Genomic DNA, 16428 nt, shown 5'->3' with positions numbered 1-16428 from the left:
GCTTCAAAAACTTCAACAATTACCGACTTCGAGTCATCGCCCAGTGCGGTTAAACAACCCCTGAAACCTCAAAAAAACGTCTCGTCCCCAAACTTTGGTGTAGACCCTGATTTCGCGGCTTTCGCTCATTTCGCGGTGGCTCTCAGGGAACCGAATCTGAGAGTTCATCCAACCGACTCAATGGTCAGATTGGCGGAGAGGGAAGGAATCGAACCCACCAAGCCCCGTTAGAAGCTTCAACGGTTTTGAAGACCGCGGCGGCCACCAGGCACGCATGACTCTCCGGGGAAAGGTTGGACTCGGATTCCAGAGGGCGCAAGCTTCTCTTTGGAACGGGAGAGGAAGGATTCTCGATGAACCACGAAGGGCGCCAAGGTCGCGAAAACTCTGTTTAGCCTTGGATTTGTGTAAGTGGTGGATTTTGAAAGAGATGGTGGCTCACTGTGAAAGAGTCCGTCCGCACTCCAAAAGATGCTGTGAAGAATGGTCGTTTTTTCTAGCCTTTTTGGGATCCGAGGTTTGGTTTGTAGGACCATGAAGAAAAAAATAGTGATGTTGATGTTGGCGGGGGCGGTTTCGCTGTCGGCCCGGACCTGGACTTCTGCGGATGACTCGAAGCAGTTGGAGGGGGAGTTTCAGTCCTTCGACGCTGAGAAGAATGAAGTCGCCATTGAGGTCGATGGAAAGACGGTGACCTTTGCCTTGGATAAGCTTTCGAAAGCGGATCAGGAATTCGTGAAGAAGCAGGGCGAGGATTCCAAAGAGGTCGATGTGGCAGAGCTTTTTGCCAAGGCAAAGACGCATCATCTCGTTGATGGCAAGTTCGAGGAGATGCAGTTTGAAGGGAAGCCGGACTACTATCTGATCTACTTCTCAGCCTCTTGGTGAGGACCTTGTCGCGCGAGCGTTCCACAGTTGGTGGAAACCTATGACAAGCACTTGAAGGGCAATAAGAAGGTGGCACTGATTCACGTGTCCTATGATCGGAAAGATTCAGAGGGAGAGAAGTGGGCTGTGAAAGAGCGGATGACCTGGCCGACGATACAAGGATCCAATCGTGAGGCGAGTGGGGCGGAGCAGTTCAGCAATAGTGACTACATTCCGGAGTATCAGCTTATCGATGCGACCGGCAAAGTAGTGGCACCCGAGGGCAAGGAGGCGATTGCCAAGGCGGTTGAATTGGCGGCGGCCGAGGACGGGAATTGAGGTCTCAGAAGAGAGGCCGATGGAAGAAGACTTTCAATAAAAAAGGGAGGCGCAGACTGGTGCGACCTCCCTTTTTTTACGTTGAATTGTTTTGAGAGCCTATTCTGGTTGAACGACGCGAAGTCGGACGAAGCGCTTGGTCGCTTCACCGGGCACTGTTGCTTCGATGAGCTCGCGGGTCGGTTCGTCGATGGTGACCTCTTGCGTCACTCCTGTGGTGGACCAGCTGTTGCTTTCCAGAGTGTCCGACCATTCGACAATGCCTGTGACATCGGCGGCTTCTTTGAAGTGCCAGAACGAGAAAGTGCTTGTGCCAGGTTCCAAAGCCAAGGTCGGAAGGACTTCCCCGTCGGCCAGATTCGCGTTGCCGCCGAGGTAGTATTCCAGCAAGTTTACGACTCCGTCTCCATCGGGATCGGACTCGGCCCCGCCATCACTCACTCCTTGGCCCGCAATCCAGCTTGCGTAGGACCTTTCGGCGACGATCAGGAGGTCGAAGCTGAAGGAGACGGTCTCCAAATACTCGTTATACCGCTCGAGGGTGATGGGGTAATTGTCCAGAGTCGCTCCTGCCGCGATGGCTCCCGAGATGATACCAGTGAACTCGTCAAGCACGAGTCCCTCGGGGAGGGTGCCGCTCGCAATGCGGAAAAGAGCCGGTCCATTATAGGCTCCCGCGCGGAGGTCTTCGACAAAGGCCTGGTTGGCGAGGGTGTTGCCTTCTCCCGGGGTTACCCCTTCGAGATTCTCTTCATCGTCGATGACGGTGAGCTTGAAAGAGCCATTGGTGTATCCTGTGGCGGCCGCTGTTAGAAGGACGCTCAGGTTTCCTTGGAAGCTCTCGTTATCGACCGCGGAGACTTCGAAAGTCGCGGTCGTTTCGCCCATGAGAATCGTCACGCTGGGAGGGACGGTGACGGCGCTCGGGAGGGAGCTGGAAAGGTTGAAAATCAGGTCCGTCTCGCTAGGCTCTTCAATTGTGATTGTTCCGGTCGCGGCCGCTGCACCCGAGTTTTCGAGGATGGAATTCGGGGTCACGGTGAGGCTGAGCTCCTGGTTTCCATTTGGTCCTCCAGAAGTGATTTCCAGCTTATCGAGGAGAATCGTTCCAGAAATGCGGTTGTCAAAGCGGAAGCGAATGTAGCGGGTATCGGCTGCGGGAGAATCGGAGTAGGCGGTATCAATTTCGTCCTGATCATCCAAGGTGCGGAGCGGGCTGTAATCGATTCCATCGGCTGACTCTTCGATCACGAAGCTTCCGACCACGGTGGGGGAGGTGCCACCGTTTCCTTCAATATTGTAGGTCACGTTGCCAGCAGGGGCATCGAACTCGACCGTCAATTGCTCGTCGGTCGCGTCGAATCGGGCGGAGCCGAAACCAGTGTCGCCACCGAGACTTGAGTTCGCGAAGGTGGAGCCTTCACTGGTGAATCCGGTCGGCAAGTCGCTCCAGGGGCCACCATAGTAGATGGGGAGAACGGAGGGAATTTTGATTCCCCGGACGGAACGTCCAACGGTTGAACTGGTGATTTTCCAAGAATTGCCATCGGTGATATCGGTCTCGTTGTCGCTGGTGTAGTAGGTCGACGAGCCTGCGGTGATGTGCTCAAGATGGGGAGAAGGACTGGTCCGGCTTCCGTAAGAGAAGGCGGTCAAAATGGCGTTGGAAGAATCTTTTAGAATAACCGCGTCCCCAAAGTCTCCGAAGGAAGGCAGGTTGCCGACGAAGAGTTCGCCATCCGTGCTGGGAATCACGAGAGTAAAGTCCGAGTGGTCGTAGTCGTCCTCGGGCAAGAGGTTGTCTTTCGCATTGCCATTGTAGATGACGATGAGAGTTCCGGCACGCACATCGTCCCAAGCTTCCACATTGGCAAAGGTGAACCTCGTGGCAAAGTTGCTGTCGGTGATATACCAGTTGCGGAGTGAAGTGTCGCGAAGGGTCAAGATCTCAATCCATTCCTGATCGTCGTTGGAGCCTTGGCTGAACTCGTTGATAATGGCGTCTTGGCTGAGAGTGGAGCCACTGGCCCGCAAAATCAGTCCGGCGTTGTAGGAAAAGTCCTCTTCGAGCAAAGCTGAACCGGGAGGAGGGGTCAGGCAGTTGGTGGCCTCGGTGTAGAAAGGAAGACTGTCACTCACCCCATCGTTGGCGGTGACTACTGCCCTCCACAAGAGACCGGCATTGGATGGGGAGGCCGGGAGGGTGTCGCCGGTAAAGGCGGTGTCGTTCCAATTGACGGAATCGGTGGAATTTTGCCAGCGGTAGCTGAAAGTGACGGGGGACTCTTCGGGGTCGCTGCCGGTCACTCCATCGATGGTGATGTCTTGGGTCGCCAGCAAGCTGGTTGTCGGGGAGATGCTAGCGGTATTGACCACCGGAATCTGGTCAGCCACGACAATGGTGACAGTCGAGGAGGTGGAAGGCTCTCCTTCGGTGTCGGTGGCCAATGCGGTCAACTGATAGACTCCGTTGGGGGGAGAGAAGCTGAAGTTGTAAGGGGGGGAAGTGAGGACTCCATAGGAAGTCGTTCCATCAAGCAATTCCACGCTTGCGACCTCACCAGGGGACCCGTCGAGGGTAAAGTCAGTGGCGGAGACCGACACGTCCACCGTTGCTCCCGGGCTGAAAGCCGCGTTGTCCGAAGGGGTCGCGATGGCGACCTCGGGGCCGGGGTTGCGCGGAGTGCCGTATGCGGTCAAGGTCAGGGACCGCAGGGTGCCAATATCAGTTCCGCTTCCATCGCTGACATTCACCGTCCAGACGCCAGTGGACTTTTCACCCCAATGGCGCACTGAGGAGAAGGTGAAGTTCGAGTAGTTGTTACCACTATCGGTGCCACGGGTTTCGGCCAGCTGACTGACGGTGCCGCTGGGGGAGATGAGCTTGATAGCGAGGTCACCCCGGTAGCTGTGGGTGATGGTGACGGAGAGGGTCACGTGCTCGCAGCGCAAGTTGTTGCCATCCAGGGTCAGGTCGTAATTGATACCATTCGAGTTGTTGTCGGGAATCGCGAGATTGATGCTGTTGGCGGTTACTGAATCGGTCTGGGCCTCCATGAGGTTGGTCCATTCGCCCGCCAAGTTTACGGCTTCGGTCGCATCGACCAGTCCCGCGCCATACTTATGGTTGAAGTGATAACCCGCTGAATTGGTGATCCAGTCGGCGTCGGTAAAGTCATTTTGTTGAGCGGAAGCAATGAGGATCTCCTGCACATCGCGCCAGCCGAGGCTGGGGTTCTTGTCCAGCATGAGGGCGACGATTCCCGCCACGGTGGGGGTCGAAGATGAGGTGCCGCTGAAGTCGTTGGTATAGTCTCCGGTGGCGTAGCCATTGCCGCCGGTTCGGTCGGTCGTAGTGATTCCGGTGGGGGCGAACCTGCCTCCAGAGGGGGCGACTACCACGAGGTTGGCTCCGGATTCGGAGAAATATGATTGTCTGCCCCGGCTATTGGTCGCACCAACCGAGATGGTGTGGATGTCGTTGGCATAGCCGTCGTAGTTGGAGTTGTCCGAGCTCTCCAGTCCATTGCCGCCAGCCCAGACGATGATGTTGCCCAACCCGTTGCGTCCGGTGGCTGCGGCATTGGCGAAAGCGGCGCGGGTCAAGGTGCCCGGTCCATCAATTTCGCCGGTGTCAAATGGACCCCACGAGTTGGATTTGATTTCGATGATATTGGGGCGATAGAACATCGCTTCCGCTTCCTGCGCGTCGGTCACCGCTCCCGCGATGAGCCTCATGCCAACCAAAATGGATTCGGGGGCAGTTCCCGTGACACCGAGATTGTTGTTTCCAACCGCGCCGGCATTTCCCGCACAAGCGGTGCCGTGGTCGTCGCCGAATTCAGGCTCCGGGCTAGCGTCTCCGCCGTTCCAGTCCTTGTCGATGGCGGTGTTGACGTTGGCAGCCAAATCGGGGTGAGCGGTCTGCAGACCATCGTCGACGATTCCGATGTAAACGCCGGTGCCTTTGACCCCACCAGTGCCTCCGTAGTTCCAAGCGTCCTCGATGTTGACATCGGCACCCTCGGTCAGACCGGAGCCCTTGATGTGCCACATGTCGTTGATCAGCCGATCATTGGGGAGAGCTTTTTTACTGCGCTGGGCTGCCAGCTGAACCTCGGCTTCGACAACGCCGGCCATTTCGCGAAGCTCACTGAGGGAGGCTAGAGCGGCAAAGGGATCGGAAGCCGAGATGACGGCGTGACTGGGCGCGTATGGGGGAAGTTCTTTCAGCGTGAGCGTTTCGGGCAGGGCGGGGACTTCCTTTGCCTGCGCCAGTTCGACGGTCAGGTCGTTGGTGATGATTCGGCGAGAGGCGTCAGAGCGAACTTCTCCCTTCTGGTAGCAGATGGGGAGGACGGGGTGGTCGGTTCCCAGATTAGCCAAGCGCGCGGCGAGAGTGTCCTCGGTCGCGGGCGGGGAAATGGAGATGATGCGGTCTTTTCCGTTTGGAAGCCGTTCCATGGCCTCGTCCAGAGCAATTACGAATTCCCGGTTTTCGCCTCCGTGGGGAGTGGAAAAAGTTGGGCCATCAGCAGCGACAACGTCTTTCTTTTTCGTCGTGGGCTCTTGCGATGAACTCGGAGTGGACTTTGAAGCTGCCGGCGCAGACTTTTTCTCAGCATCCTTTTCGAGTTGGGTGGTTTCGATTTTCTCTTTCTCCTTTGTTAGGAGGAAATTAGCGAAAACACCAGCTAGCACCACAAGAAGAAGGATGGGGAAAAGACGTTTTTTCATATAGAAGACTTTTGCGTTTCTGGGTCCAGCGGGGAAAACTTCCAAGTAAAAAAGATGAGTTAATCTTGGATTTCTTCCTTCTGAAAATATGTGTTTTCCCGCGCTTTCGCTTGTGAATACCCAAGTTTTCTACTGAACAGTACCCTGATAGATACGGTTGGGTTACGGGAATCTTAGATAATTTAAAATTACTCCTGTAAGTAGCTGGTTTTAAGTTTGTTGAGGGATTCGGTTGTTGGCTCTGGAATTGGGCGCTTATTCAAGTGCGTAATAGAGCCTTTAACGGGTTGCTTTGGCGGCCCGCATACTTGCCTGGTTAGAGGAGATTTTATGTTTGAAATAACTAGTCTGACAGACTGTTGATTCAATTCCTCTTCGAGTGACTTATTCGTCACTCTTTTGCAAACGGGGGAAAACTGGTTTTGGTTTGTTGATGGTCTGCCCAGCAGGCAAAAGGCCCCACTTGAGGTCGGCGAACTTGAGGTCGGCGAGATGGGGCGCGTTGAGTTGGCCCTGCATCTTGGCAGCCGCAGCAGGCACGAATGGTTGCAGGAGCACTGAAGCCAGTGCGCAGGCCTCGCACATGTGATGGAGAACGGCGGTCAGTTGGTCACGCTTGGCTTCATCTTTCTTCAGTTCCCAAGGCTTGGTGCGCTCGGCGAAGGTGTTGACGTCGGTGATGAAACTGACGAGGGCTTCCAAGGCTCCCCGCAAGTCGATCTCGGCCATTTTCTCGGGGAAGGTTTTTAGCAGGGAGGCGTGGGAATTGCGCACCAGCTGGCATTCCTCGTCATCGTGCTCGTAGGCGACCAGTTCGGCTCCGAGCGAGGCCTTGGTCATGTTGAGGGAGCGATTGAGGAGGTTGCCGAGGCCATTGGCCATCTCGGAATTGAAGAGCACAAAGAGGCGCTCGGGGTCGAAGTCCGAGTCCTTGCCGGTCGCGATGTCGCGGGCCAGATAGTAGCGCACCGCGTCGGTGCCGACGGTGTCCACCAGTTCCATGGGGTCGACGATGTTGCCGAGGGACTTGGACATTTTTTCCGAGCTTTCCTCGCCGGTGGCGGAGTCCTTTTTCTTCACATTCCACCATCCGTGGACGAGCAGATTGGGCATTTGCGCGTTCTCGAAGCCCATCGCGTGCAGCATACAGGGCCAATAGATGGCGTGGGCGGGGACCATGATGTCCTTGCCAATGATGTGGAAGTGGGCGGGCCAGAGTTTGTCGAAGTCCGGCAGTTCCGAGCCTTCTTCCTTCAGGTAGCCGGCGAAGGAGATGTAATTGATGAGGGCGTCGAACCAGACGTAGGTCACGAAGTCAGGGTCGAAGGGGAGGGGGATGCCCCAGGAGAGACGCTCTTTGGGGCGCGAGATGCAGAGGTCGGTGGACTCGGCTTTCCCGATGGCATTGAGGACCTCGCTTTTGCGAAAGGCGGGGACGATGCCCAGCGCGTCCGACTCAACGGCTTCCCGCAGCCAAGTGGTGTGCTCGGAGAGCTTGAAATACCAGTTTTCCTCCTCGCGAGCTTCCACTTCGCCCCATTCGGGACCGAAGTTGCCGTTCTCGTCCCGCTCTTGGTCGGTGAGAAATTGTTCCTGGCGGATGGAATAGTAGCCGGAGTAGCTCTTCTTGTAGAGCTGACCTTTCTCGTGCAGGGCGGTGAGGATTTGGCTCACGCAGGCCTTGTGGCGGTCGTCGGTGGTTTCGGCCCAGCCGTCGTTGGAGATATCGAGGGCATCAAGGAGCTTAAGGAACTTCTTGGTGTTTTTCTTGGCAAGAGTCGCGACGTTGACTCCCTCTTTCTCAGCCGTTTGCACCATTTTCTGCCCGTGTTGATCGACCCCAGTCAGGAAGTAGACTTCTTCGCCACAAAGCCGGTGATAGCGGGCGAGAACGTCGGTCAGGACCTTTTCGTAGGCATGTCCAATATGGGGAGAGCCGTTCGGGTAGTCGATGGCGGTGGTGAGGAAAATCATGTTCTTGAGAGAGTTTAGAATCTGGAGTCTGGAATCCAGACATTTCGCTTCCGGTGTTTGCGGGACGGGTTGAAGGAAAAGCGCCTTCGAGGCAATTGATTATTGAGGAAAAACCCGCGGCTGCAGCTTTCGGAAGAGAAGCGTTCCGCAAAGGGCGCCAATGATGTCGGCAGTCAGGTCGCCGGCATCATTGCCCGAGCGAAAGACATACCAGGACTGGTGCCACTCATCGAGGGAGCCCACTGCGAAGAGGGCGAGGATGACCAGCAGGTGGATCGTGCTCCAGTGCAGGGCCTTTTTGCGCTGAAGAAACAAGGCCGCCGAGAGCAAGCCTGCCCCACCAAAGAAATAGCCGAAGTGCAGCACCTTATCGATGGGGATGACCATCTCCAGCTGAGGGCCGGGACCGGGGCGGCTGGAAAGCAGCCAAAGAGTGACAAACCAGATCGTAAAAAGCGCGCTCCACAGAGAAGCGCGCTGACAGAAGGAGGGGAGCTTCATGGCAGGAAGGACTGCGCGTCCGTTCTAGTCCATTTTGCGCATTTCGTCTTCCAGACGCTCGGCCAGCCATTGCTTGATCATGGACTGGTAGTTCAGGAAGCGGGAACGGGCGATGCGCTTGATGCGTGACAGCATGCGCGGGTCGAAGCGCAGGGTGATGGTGGTGGATTCGCGAGAATCAGGGGCGTGGAGAGAGCCTTGCATCAAGCGTGGAGCCAACTCGTGAGTGGCCCAGAACTTGGCTTCGTCCTCTTCTTCCTCGAAATCTGGAATCTCGTCCCAACTGGTGATGGTCTTCATTACTTGAACTCGGCGAACTTGCGTTCGTAAAAGGTTTGTTCGTCTGGGCTAGCGTCGCGGGCTGCGACGACGCGCACTTTCTTGCCATCGGTGGAGAAGGCGAGAAAGATGTAACGATTCGAAATGGATTTGCCGATGGCGTAAAAGCGGGACTCTCCATCCGCGCGGTCATTTTCAGGCAAAAGCCGGACGGCAAAGGGATCTTCCAAAGCCTCCTCGATTTCTCGGGGCTTAATCACTTTGGTGTCGAAAGAGACGTCTAGGATATCAAGTTCCATGTGTGCGAAGACAAGGTGTGGTCGGAAAGCGCTGCCATCAAGGCTAAAGGCGGACAGTCGGAAAAGCGAATTCGCGCCGAATTTTGATTTTGAATTTTTCTTTTCCCCGAATTCATTTCCAATGCGCCCATGCCAAAGATTGCACTCATTCAGGGAAAGGACTGCGGTTCCGCTGCCGAGAACGTCGCTTGGACTGTTGCGCGGATTCGGGAAGCTGCTGCCGGGGGAGCCCAGATTGTGTGCACGCAGGAGTTGTTCACGACGAGTTACTTCTGCACGGTGGAGGACCCGGATCTTTTCGATTTGGCGGAACCGATTCCGGGGCCGACCACCGAGGCGCTGCAGGAGGTGGCCGCGCTTTGTGGGGTGGTCGTGGTGGGGGCGCTGTTCGAGCGGCGGGCGGCGGGGGTTTATCACAATACTGCGGTAGTGATTGATGCCGACGGTTCGTTGATGGGGACCTATCGCAAGAATCACATTCCGCAGGATCCGGGATTCGAGGAGAAATTCTACTTCACTCCCGGCGACCAGGGGTATCCCGTCTGGAAGACCAAGTTCGGGACCATCGGGGTCCTGATTTGCTGGGATCAATGGTATCCCGAGGGCGCGCGCCTCATGGCCCTGGCCGGAGCCGAAATTCTCTTTTACCCTACGGCCATTGGCTGGTTGCCGGAGGAAAAGGCCGAGCTCGGGGAAGGGCAGCATCATGCCTGGCAGACCGTGCAGTGTGGTCATGCGGTGGCCAACGGATGCTACGTCGCCGCCATCAATCGCGTGGGGGAAGAGGACGGCACGGAGTTCTGGGGTCAAAGCTTCGTCAGCGACTTCATGGGGCGCGTGGTCGCGAAGGGTTCCGTGGGGGAGACCGAGAACGTCCTTTTTGACTGTGATTTGAAAGCTCTCGAAGACCACCGCCGATGGTGGCCGTTCTTCCGCGACAGGCGTATCGAGACTTATGGCGGCCTCGGGCAGCGCTGGTTGGGGTAAGGGAGGACTTTTCAGTCGGTGACGGCCGGAGCGAGTGTCTCCGTTTTCCCCCGCAATACATTCGCTGTCCAAGGCCTCGCTCTCCGGAGTGAGGATTTCGCTTGTTTGAATGGCAAGCCGCCATTAACCCGTTGGTCCCGTCGATTCCATTTTGCGGGACCTGATTATGCCTATACAACGTGCTCTTCTTTCGGTGTCGGATAAAACTGGCTTGGTTGTCTTTGCTCGCCGTTTGGCCGAGGACTTTGGTGTGGAACTTCTTTCGACCGGAGGCACTGCCGCAGCTCTGCGCGAGGCGGGTCTGGAAGTCATTGATGTCTCTGACTACACAGGCGAGCCCGAGCTGTTCGAGGGCCGCTTGAAGACTCTGCACCCCATGGTTCACGGGGGACTCTTGCAGCGGCGCGATTCCACCGAGCACCAAGCCCAGGCCAAAAAGCACAAGATTCCGCCCATCGACTTGGTCGTGGTCAATCTTTACCCCTTTGAAGAAACAGTTGCCAAAGAGGGAGTGACTTTGGCGGAAGCCATTGAGAAAATCGACATCGGTGGCCCTTCCATGCTGCGTAGCGCGGCCAAGAACTACGCCGCCGTCACGGTGGTGACCGACCCGACCGACTATGACCGAGTTTTGGAAGAAATGGCGGAGGTCGAGGAGCTTGGGGGCGAGACTACCAAGAAAGGGGAGACCAGTCTGCGTCTTCGCGAGGAGCTGGCGCTCAAGGTTTTCCGTCGCACCAACGAGTATGATGGCGCCATTGCCAACTACTTGGGCCAGACCGACGAGGGAACCGCAGGAAGCTTCTCGGTGAGCCTTCCTTTGGACCGCGAGCTTCGTTACGGGGACAACCCGCATCAGGCGGCTCGTCTCTACGGTAATTTTTCCGACTATTTCTCCCAGCTGCAAGGCAAAGAGCTGAGCTACACCAACATCCTTGATATCGAGGCCGCCGCGGACCTGATTCTTGATTTCAAGCGCCCGACGGTGGGAATCCTGAAGCACACCAATCCCTGTGGGGTGGGGCAGGACGACGACGATTTGCGCGAAGCTTGGAGCAAAGCCTTCGAGACCGATCGCCAGGCTCCCTTTGGCGGCGTGATCGTCTGCAACCGGCCCATCGACGAAGGCTTGGCTCGCGTGATTTCGGAGATTTTCACCGACGTCATCATCGCGCCGGACTATCTCCCCGAGGCCCGCGCCATTTTGCAGAAAAAGAAGAATTTGCGCCTGATGCACATGCACGAGGACGCTTATCGCGAGGAGAAAAAGGAGCAGGTCATTCGCTCATGTCCGGGAGGTCTCATGATCATGGACCGCGACTTCGAAATCAAAGGTCTCGAGAACCTCGAAGGCAAAGTGGTCAGCAAGCGTCCTCCCACACAGGAGGAACTCATTGCGATGCGCTTCGGTTGGCGCGTGGTGAAGCACGTGAAGTCCAACGCCATCGTGTTCTCAGGTTCCGATCGCACTCTTGGAATCGGAGCCGGTCAGATGAGCCGCGTGGACTCCTCCCGCATTGCGTGTTGGAAGGCCGAGCAGGCTGGGCTTTCGCTGAAAGGCAGCATCATCGCCTCCGACGCCATGTTCCCCTTCGCGGATGGATTGGATGCCGCGATTGAGGCGGGCGCGACGGCGTGTATCCAACCCGGCGGATCGATTCGGGATGAAGAAGTCATCGCCGCAGCCGATGCCGCGGGCTTGGCCATGGTCTTCACCGGACATCGCCACTTCAGACACTAGGTCAAAAAGGACGCCAGAGCGCGATTTGGACGGGGAAAACTCGCGAGGGTTTGCTCTCCGTTTTTTTGCCTCCATTTCGTCGTCCCCAAGCCTGCGGTTGCGCTTGCAGGTCTTTTGCTTCAATGCGGTGGGAGCATGCGAAGTCGCTGCTTGTGTGGAGCTACTTCTTGGGAGTCCACCAGGCATTCAGCTTTGATAGGAGGGCCTTGGCTCGATCCGGTTGGCGGGCCACCAGGTTTTCCTTCTCGTGGGGGTCGTTCTTGAGATTGTAGAGTTCGGGCTGTGCCTCGGGACTGCGAGGGGCGTGGGGCTGAATGAGCTTCCAGTCGCCGTCGATGATGTAGCGGAACTCCAGGCTCTTTTCGGGAGAGCCGAGCTCGACCATATCGTGACTGTAGTCTGCTCCGTAAATGGTGGTTCGGTTCTCAACTTCAGCGAATTTTGTGAGGTCGATTCCCGTCAGCCCTTCGGGCAGAGGGGTGTTGCAGAGAGCAGCCGCGGTTGGCCAGATATCGAGATTGGAGGCGAGGTTGATGTCATCAATGCGGGGTTGGATCCGGTCTTTCCAAGAGAAAAGAATAGGGGTGCGAATTCCTCCTTCGTAGACGGTTTGCTTGGAGCGGGGATTGAAGCGATTGAGACGCTCGGGGTCTTGGATCCAGCCATTGTCACAGGTGTAGATGATAAGGGTGTTTTCCAGTTCCCCTCTTTCCTCGAGGAAAGACATGAGCTCTCCGATGGTCTGATCGAGCCACTCGCAGCAGGCCCAATAGGCGGCGATGTTCGGGTTGTCGGTCTTCTTGAGATACTTGTTCAGAAGCTCTTGTGGCGGATTGTGAGGGGTGTGGGGGAGAAAGACGCCATACCAGACGAACCAGGGCTGGTCGCCGGATGCTTGGACGAAATCCTTGATGGGCTGGATGCCTTTGCGGCCGATGTCGAGGCCCGCGTCGCCGTGTCGCCCGCCTTTGTCAGGGGTGCCGAAGGTCATTCCTTGGGTGAAGTCGCCTTCTTCGACAGGGCGGCCTTCCCACCACTTGCCGGTTTGCAGGCTGCGATAGCCGCTTTCTTTGAGCGAGCGAATCCAGTTGGGATGTTTACGCCATTGGGCGGTGACTTCTGTGAACTTTTCCGCGTAGCGTGGATCCTTGCGCCCCAACTGAGGGTTGCCAGCCTCTTGGGGGAGAGCAACGTCGTTGCCGGTGACCTGATGCTGGTGGGGATGGAGGCCGGTTAGAATACTGGCCAAAGACGGGCGACAGAGGGGAACCGGGGTGTAGCCGCGTTTGAAAGTGAGGCTTTGGGAGGCGAGCTTGTCGAGGTGCGGGGTCTCAATGTGGGGGTGTCCCATGAAGCTGTAGTCGCCCCACGCCTGATCGTCAGAGAGAAGAAACAGGATGTTCGGCTTTTCCGCTGCTGAGGCTAACAAGGAGAAGGATACAAAAAGGAGGGGGAGCAGCTTCATGGTGTAAAAAATAGGGGCGAATCTGGGGCGTCGGTTATCCCGCAGTATTGAATCGATCAGGCCGGAGAATCCACGAAGAATTCCGTCAGGGATTGCATTGTCGGGACCAGACCCGACGGGGCGGCGCAAGGGGTGCGGCAGGGAGGACTGGCGCTTCTTGCTCGTGGTCAACGAGCTAGCCCTTCAAGAGGTGTCGTCCTTTCCAAGTGTAGTTGAAACCCGACAAGGCTGTGAGTGCGAATGCTCCATAGAGTGAGACGAGAAGAAGCCATCCGTTCGGTTTTGTCAGGCCGTGAAGGGGGCTTTCCGGGTTGTTTTCCACCAGGAGCCAGATGAGAGCGGCAATGCAGAAGGTCAGTTGGAAAGTCGTCTTCCACTTGCCCAGATTATCGGCGGCAATGACCTCGCCTTGTTCCACCGCAATCTGCCGGAGGCCGGTGACGAGAAACTCTCTGGCAATGATGAGGGAGGTGACCCAGACGGGGCAGAGGCCAGCTGCGGACAGGTGGATGAAGGCGGCTGAGACTAGAATTTTGTCCGCCAGAGGATCGAGCAATTTGCCGAGAGAAGTAACCAGATTGAGTTTGCGGGCCAGATAGCCGTCCAGGAAATCAGAGAAGGCCGCCACGACGAATGTCACAAGAGCGACGAGGTTGCCAGCGGGTGTTGCAAGGGAGGCTGCGCCGACAAAGACGGCAGCGAGAACAAGGCGGGCGACAGTGATGGCGTTTGGTAGATTCACAGCTGCATGAATTGAGCGTGAAGTGGGTCGAAAAGCGACCGTTTTTCGTGCCCGGATTTCAGGAATTCGCGCGGAAACTAATTGGCTATGGCGAAGCGCCGTCCCTTGCCGTCACGCCAAGCCTTGTTGAGGGAGGCATAGAGCGCGTCGAGAGTGGCGCGTTCCTTCACCCGATACTCGACGGTTTTGGCATGGGTCGTCGTGGGGTAATTTTTTTGCACCATGGTCTCAATATCGGCTCCGGTCACTTCCTTGGCCCGGCCGGTGAGGTCCCGGGCGCGTTGGGTGAGCCTCTGGGCGGAGGAGACCTGGCTGCTCTCGGCCGCAGGAGTGATCTGATAGATGCGGCAGAGGGAATTGCCAACCGTGTCGATGGTGACCTCGGTGACAATCAGGCCGCCGTCCAATAGATAGGAACTACGGGAGATAGAGGCGATTCGGTCGAGGGCGACCATGAAGTGTCCGTCCGGCAGGGAGAGTTGCCAAAAGCGCTTCAAATCTTCTTCGTCGGTGGCGTTTTGAGTTTCTTCCGGAACTTCATCATCACCCTCTTCAGTGGTTTGAGCACTTAGGGGAAGAGCGAGAAAGCCAAACAGTAAGAGAAGTTTCCACAAAGTCATATTGAAAGCGTAGGCTTAGGTTGGGATGACGTCAAAACTTCGTTACGAGGATTGAGCCGAAAGGAAAGTCAGTCCAGTCTGTCGCCTGTGCTGGAGTACCGTCCCAATGTTGCAATTTTGCTAGTTCGAGAGGATGGGCGCTTGCTCATCTGTGAACGGTTGAAAGTGAAAGGAGCCTGGCAGTTTCCGCAAGGCGGAGTGGATGAGGGCGAGACTTTGGAGGAGGCCCTGAAGCGGGAAGTTGAAGAAGAAATCGGACTCCTTCCCACAAGTTATGATATTATCGAGATGAAGGGCGGATATCGCTATGTTTATCCTCCTGCCATTAAGAAAAAGAAGAGGCGGAAAGGGTGGTTCGACGGTCAGGAGCAGACCTATTTCCGCTGCTATCTCCACGATTCCAAAGCCAAGATTGATATTGAGCGCAAGCCCCGCGAGTTCCGGAGTGTGAAATGGATAGAACCCGAAGACTTTAAGCTCAGATGGTTGCCGGACTTCAAGAGAGAGGTCTATCGCAGAGTGATGAAAGACTTCTTCGAGGTCGAGTTAGCCTGACAGCTTGCACGATATGTAATACCTATTTGGAACGGTTCCAGCGGCTTTCCAAAAGTTCGATTCGTCTGGCCATCTCCTTTTGCTGTTCAGTGAGATCTCGCAGCAGGGATTCGGTCCGGTCGGTGTCGTCCTTGATGTGGTCCAGCAGCTCGTTCTGCCGAGACTCCTGGGCCCGTTCTTCCCGGCCAACCAGAATAGTGGTTAAAGTCGCGGTGAAGACCCCGACGATGGTCATTCCAGCTAAAATGAGGAGCACTGTTAGAACTCTACCGAAGGGAGTCTGGGGGTTATAGAGATCGCCAAATCCTCCGGTCACCAGAGTGGTGAATGACCACCAGAGACTGGGTAGAAAGCCCTGCACGTTCTCCGCGCCGGGTCCCTGCTCTCCGGCTGAGGTGATGGCAAGGGCGCCAACGAGAATGAGGGCGAAGCCCGCGAGAAGGGACTTCTTCATGAGTCGAATGTTCAGCATTTCCGCCAAGTGGTCCATCCCGCGCCAGAAGAAAAAGAAGAGCCGGAACGCGCGGAGAACTCGCAGGGCACGGATTAACCTCGCAAATCGGCCTGCTCGAATGAACTCGGTTCCTCCGAGTCCGAAGTGAAGAAGAAGTTGTGCCGGGGGCAAGGGGAGGGAGGTGATGATATCGATCCATCGGGTTCGCCAATACCAGCGCTTGCACTCGGCCATGCGCAGCTCGAAGAAAAAATTGGCGAGAAAAATCGCGCAGCAAATGGTGTCGAATATCCAGAAGCTAAGAGGCGGGTGAGGGTGATTGGGGTCGAGGTTGCCGAAGTCGATCTGAAAGTGGGTCCACTCGTAGAATAGAATTCCAAGCACGGCGAGAATGAGCGCGAGGATGATCCCGTCCTTCAAGCGAACCCTCTTTTGCGAACCTAGCTTTGCCGCCTGTCGGTTGAGGAGAACCTTTTCCTGCAGGGCATGGAAGATTGCGCGTTGCTTCTCCTCCAAGGACTCCAGCCTGTCCCGCAGGCCCACCAGGTCGTCCGCGCAATCGTCCAGAGTGAATGCATATTCCCCGTGTCGATACTGCAGATCGACCTGTTCTGTTAGACGATAGAGGCGACGGACCTCGTCCTGCTTCTTGTCGTGAAGTTGGGTGATTCTGGCTTGTTCGTTTTCGACATGAACAAGCATGAGCCGCAGCCGCTCCTCGGAGCAGTCCATCGGAGTGACCCGTAGGCGGCGTCCGGAGAGCAGTCTTGCGATATCGTGAAACAAAGAGAGAATCATCGATCTCTATTTGAGACGAAGGGAAAGAGGAGAACGAGTGGAGAGATAGCCCGATTTTATAACGGGCCCG

Annotated in this window: 14 protein-coding genes and 1 tRNA gene; 5 read left to right on the top strand and 10 right to left on the bottom strand. The window is 56.4% G+C overall.

What is annotated here, in order from left to right:
- Positions 1-190 precede the first annotated feature (190 nt).
- A tRNA-Sec gene (locus IE099_RS17210) sits at positions 191-284 on the bottom strand.
- Between the two features lie 250 nt (positions 285-534).
- On the opposite strand from IE099_RS17210, the gene IE099_RS17205 reads away from it, so the two are divergent.
- Positions 535-888, top strand: a complete 354-nt coding sequence (locus IE099_RS17205; protein ID WP_189572715.1) for a hypothetical protein — start codon at positions 535-537, stop codon at positions 886-888.
- Between the two features lie 30 nt (positions 889-918).
- Positions 919-1206, top strand: coding sequence for a TlpA family protein disulfide reductase (locus IE099_RS17200; RefSeq protein ID WP_189572712.1), 288 nt, complete (start codon positions 919-921; stop codon positions 1204-1206).
- A 99-nt stretch (positions 1207-1305) separates the two neighbouring features.
- On the opposite strand, the gene IE099_RS17195 is transcribed toward IE099_RS17200, so the two are convergent.
- The 5 genes from IE099_RS17195 to IE099_RS17175 all read right to left on the bottom strand — a co-directional run bounded on the left by IE099_RS17195 (position 1306) and on the right by IE099_RS17175 (position 8996).
- On the bottom strand, positions 1306-5943 hold the full coding sequence (locus IE099_RS17195) for a S8 family serine peptidase (protein ID WP_189572709.1): 4638 nt from the start codon (positions 5941-5943) through the stop codon (positions 1306-1308).
- 384 nt (positions 5944-6327) lie between these two features.
- Positions 6328-7917 carry a class I tRNA ligase family protein gene (locus IE099_RS17190; RefSeq protein WP_189572706.1) on the bottom strand — a complete coding sequence of 530 codons (1590 nt, stop codon included), beginning with the start codon at positions 7915-7917 and terminating at the stop codon, positions 6328-6330.
- A gap of 99 nt (positions 7918-8016) precedes the next feature.
- Entirely contained in the window at positions 8017-8418 is a 402-nt protein-coding gene (locus IE099_RS17185; protein ID WP_189572703.1) for a VanZ family protein, read from the bottom strand.
- Positions 8419-8442: 24 nt separating this feature from the next.
- A complete protein-coding gene (locus IE099_RS17180) occupies positions 8443-8718 on the bottom strand; it encodes a CopG family antitoxin (protein ID WP_189572700.1) in 276 nt (91 codons plus the stop codon).
- Positions 8718-8996, bottom strand: coding sequence for a BrnT family toxin (locus IE099_RS17175; protein WP_189572697.1), 279 nt, complete (start codon positions 8994-8996; stop codon positions 8718-8720). The genes IE099_RS17180 and IE099_RS17175 overlap by 1 nt, the downstream gene beginning before the upstream one ends.
- Before the next feature lie 129 nt (positions 8997-9125).
- Between IE099_RS17175 and IE099_RS17170 the strand changes: the two genes are divergently transcribed.
- The gene (locus tag IE099_RS17170; protein ID WP_189572694.1) at positions 9126-9983 is read left to right on the top strand and encodes a carbon-nitrogen hydrolase; all 858 of its coding nucleotides are present in this window, start codon (positions 9126-9128) and stop codon (positions 9981-9983) included.
- A gap of 166 nt (positions 9984-10149) precedes the next feature.
- The gene (purH, locus tag IE099_RS17165) at positions 10150-11724 is read left to right on the top strand and encodes a bifunctional phosphoribosylaminoimidazolecarboxamide formyltransferase/IMP cyclohydrolase (RefSeq protein WP_189572690.1); all 1575 of its coding nucleotides are present in this window, start codon (positions 10150-10152) and stop codon (positions 11722-11724) included.
- 160 nt (positions 11725-11884) lie between these two features.
- Here purH and IE099_RS17160 read toward each other — a convergent pair whose 3' ends face one another.
- The 3 genes from IE099_RS17160 to IE099_RS17150 form a co-directional block, all read right to left on the bottom strand.
- Positions 11885-13189: a sulfatase family protein gene (locus IE099_RS17160; protein WP_189572687.1), complete on the bottom strand. Its 1305-nt coding sequence runs from the start codon at positions 13187-13189 to the stop codon at positions 11885-11887.
- 175 nt (positions 13190-13364) lie between these two features.
- A complete protein-coding gene (pgsA, locus tag IE099_RS17155; protein WP_189572684.1) occupies positions 13365-13931 on the bottom strand; it encodes a CDP-diacylglycerol--glycerol-3-phosphate 3-phosphatidyltransferase in 567 nt (188 codons plus the stop codon).
- A 77-nt stretch (positions 13932-14008) separates the two neighbouring features.
- Positions 14009-14551 (bottom strand): hypothetical protein, encoded by a 543-nt coding sequence (locus tag IE099_RS17150; RefSeq protein ID WP_189572681.1) that lies wholly within the window; start codon positions 14549-14551, stop codon positions 14009-14011.
- A 51-nt stretch (positions 14552-14602) separates the two neighbouring features.
- On the opposite strand from IE099_RS17150, the gene IE099_RS17145 reads away from it, so the two are divergent.
- Positions 14603-15106 carry an NUDIX domain-containing protein gene (locus IE099_RS17145; RefSeq protein ID WP_189572678.1) on the top strand — a complete coding sequence of 168 codons (504 nt, stop codon included), beginning with the start codon at positions 14603-14605 and terminating at the stop codon, positions 15104-15106.
- Between the two features lie 22 nt (positions 15107-15128).
- Here IE099_RS17145 and IE099_RS17140 read toward each other — a convergent pair whose 3' ends face one another.
- On the bottom strand, positions 15129-16358 hold the full coding sequence (locus IE099_RS17140; protein ID WP_189572675.1) for a potassium channel family protein: 1230 nt from the start codon (positions 16356-16358) through the stop codon (positions 15129-15131).
- Positions 16359-16428: the final 70 nt, after the last annotated feature.

Source organism: Roseibacillus persicicus (assembly GCF_014651675.1).
GTDB classification, from domain to species: domain Bacteria; phylum Verrucomicrobiota; class Verrucomicrobiia; order Verrucomicrobiales; family Akkermansiaceae; genus Roseibacillus; species Roseibacillus persicicus.
This window is presented reverse-complemented; position numbering and strand designations above follow the sequence as displayed.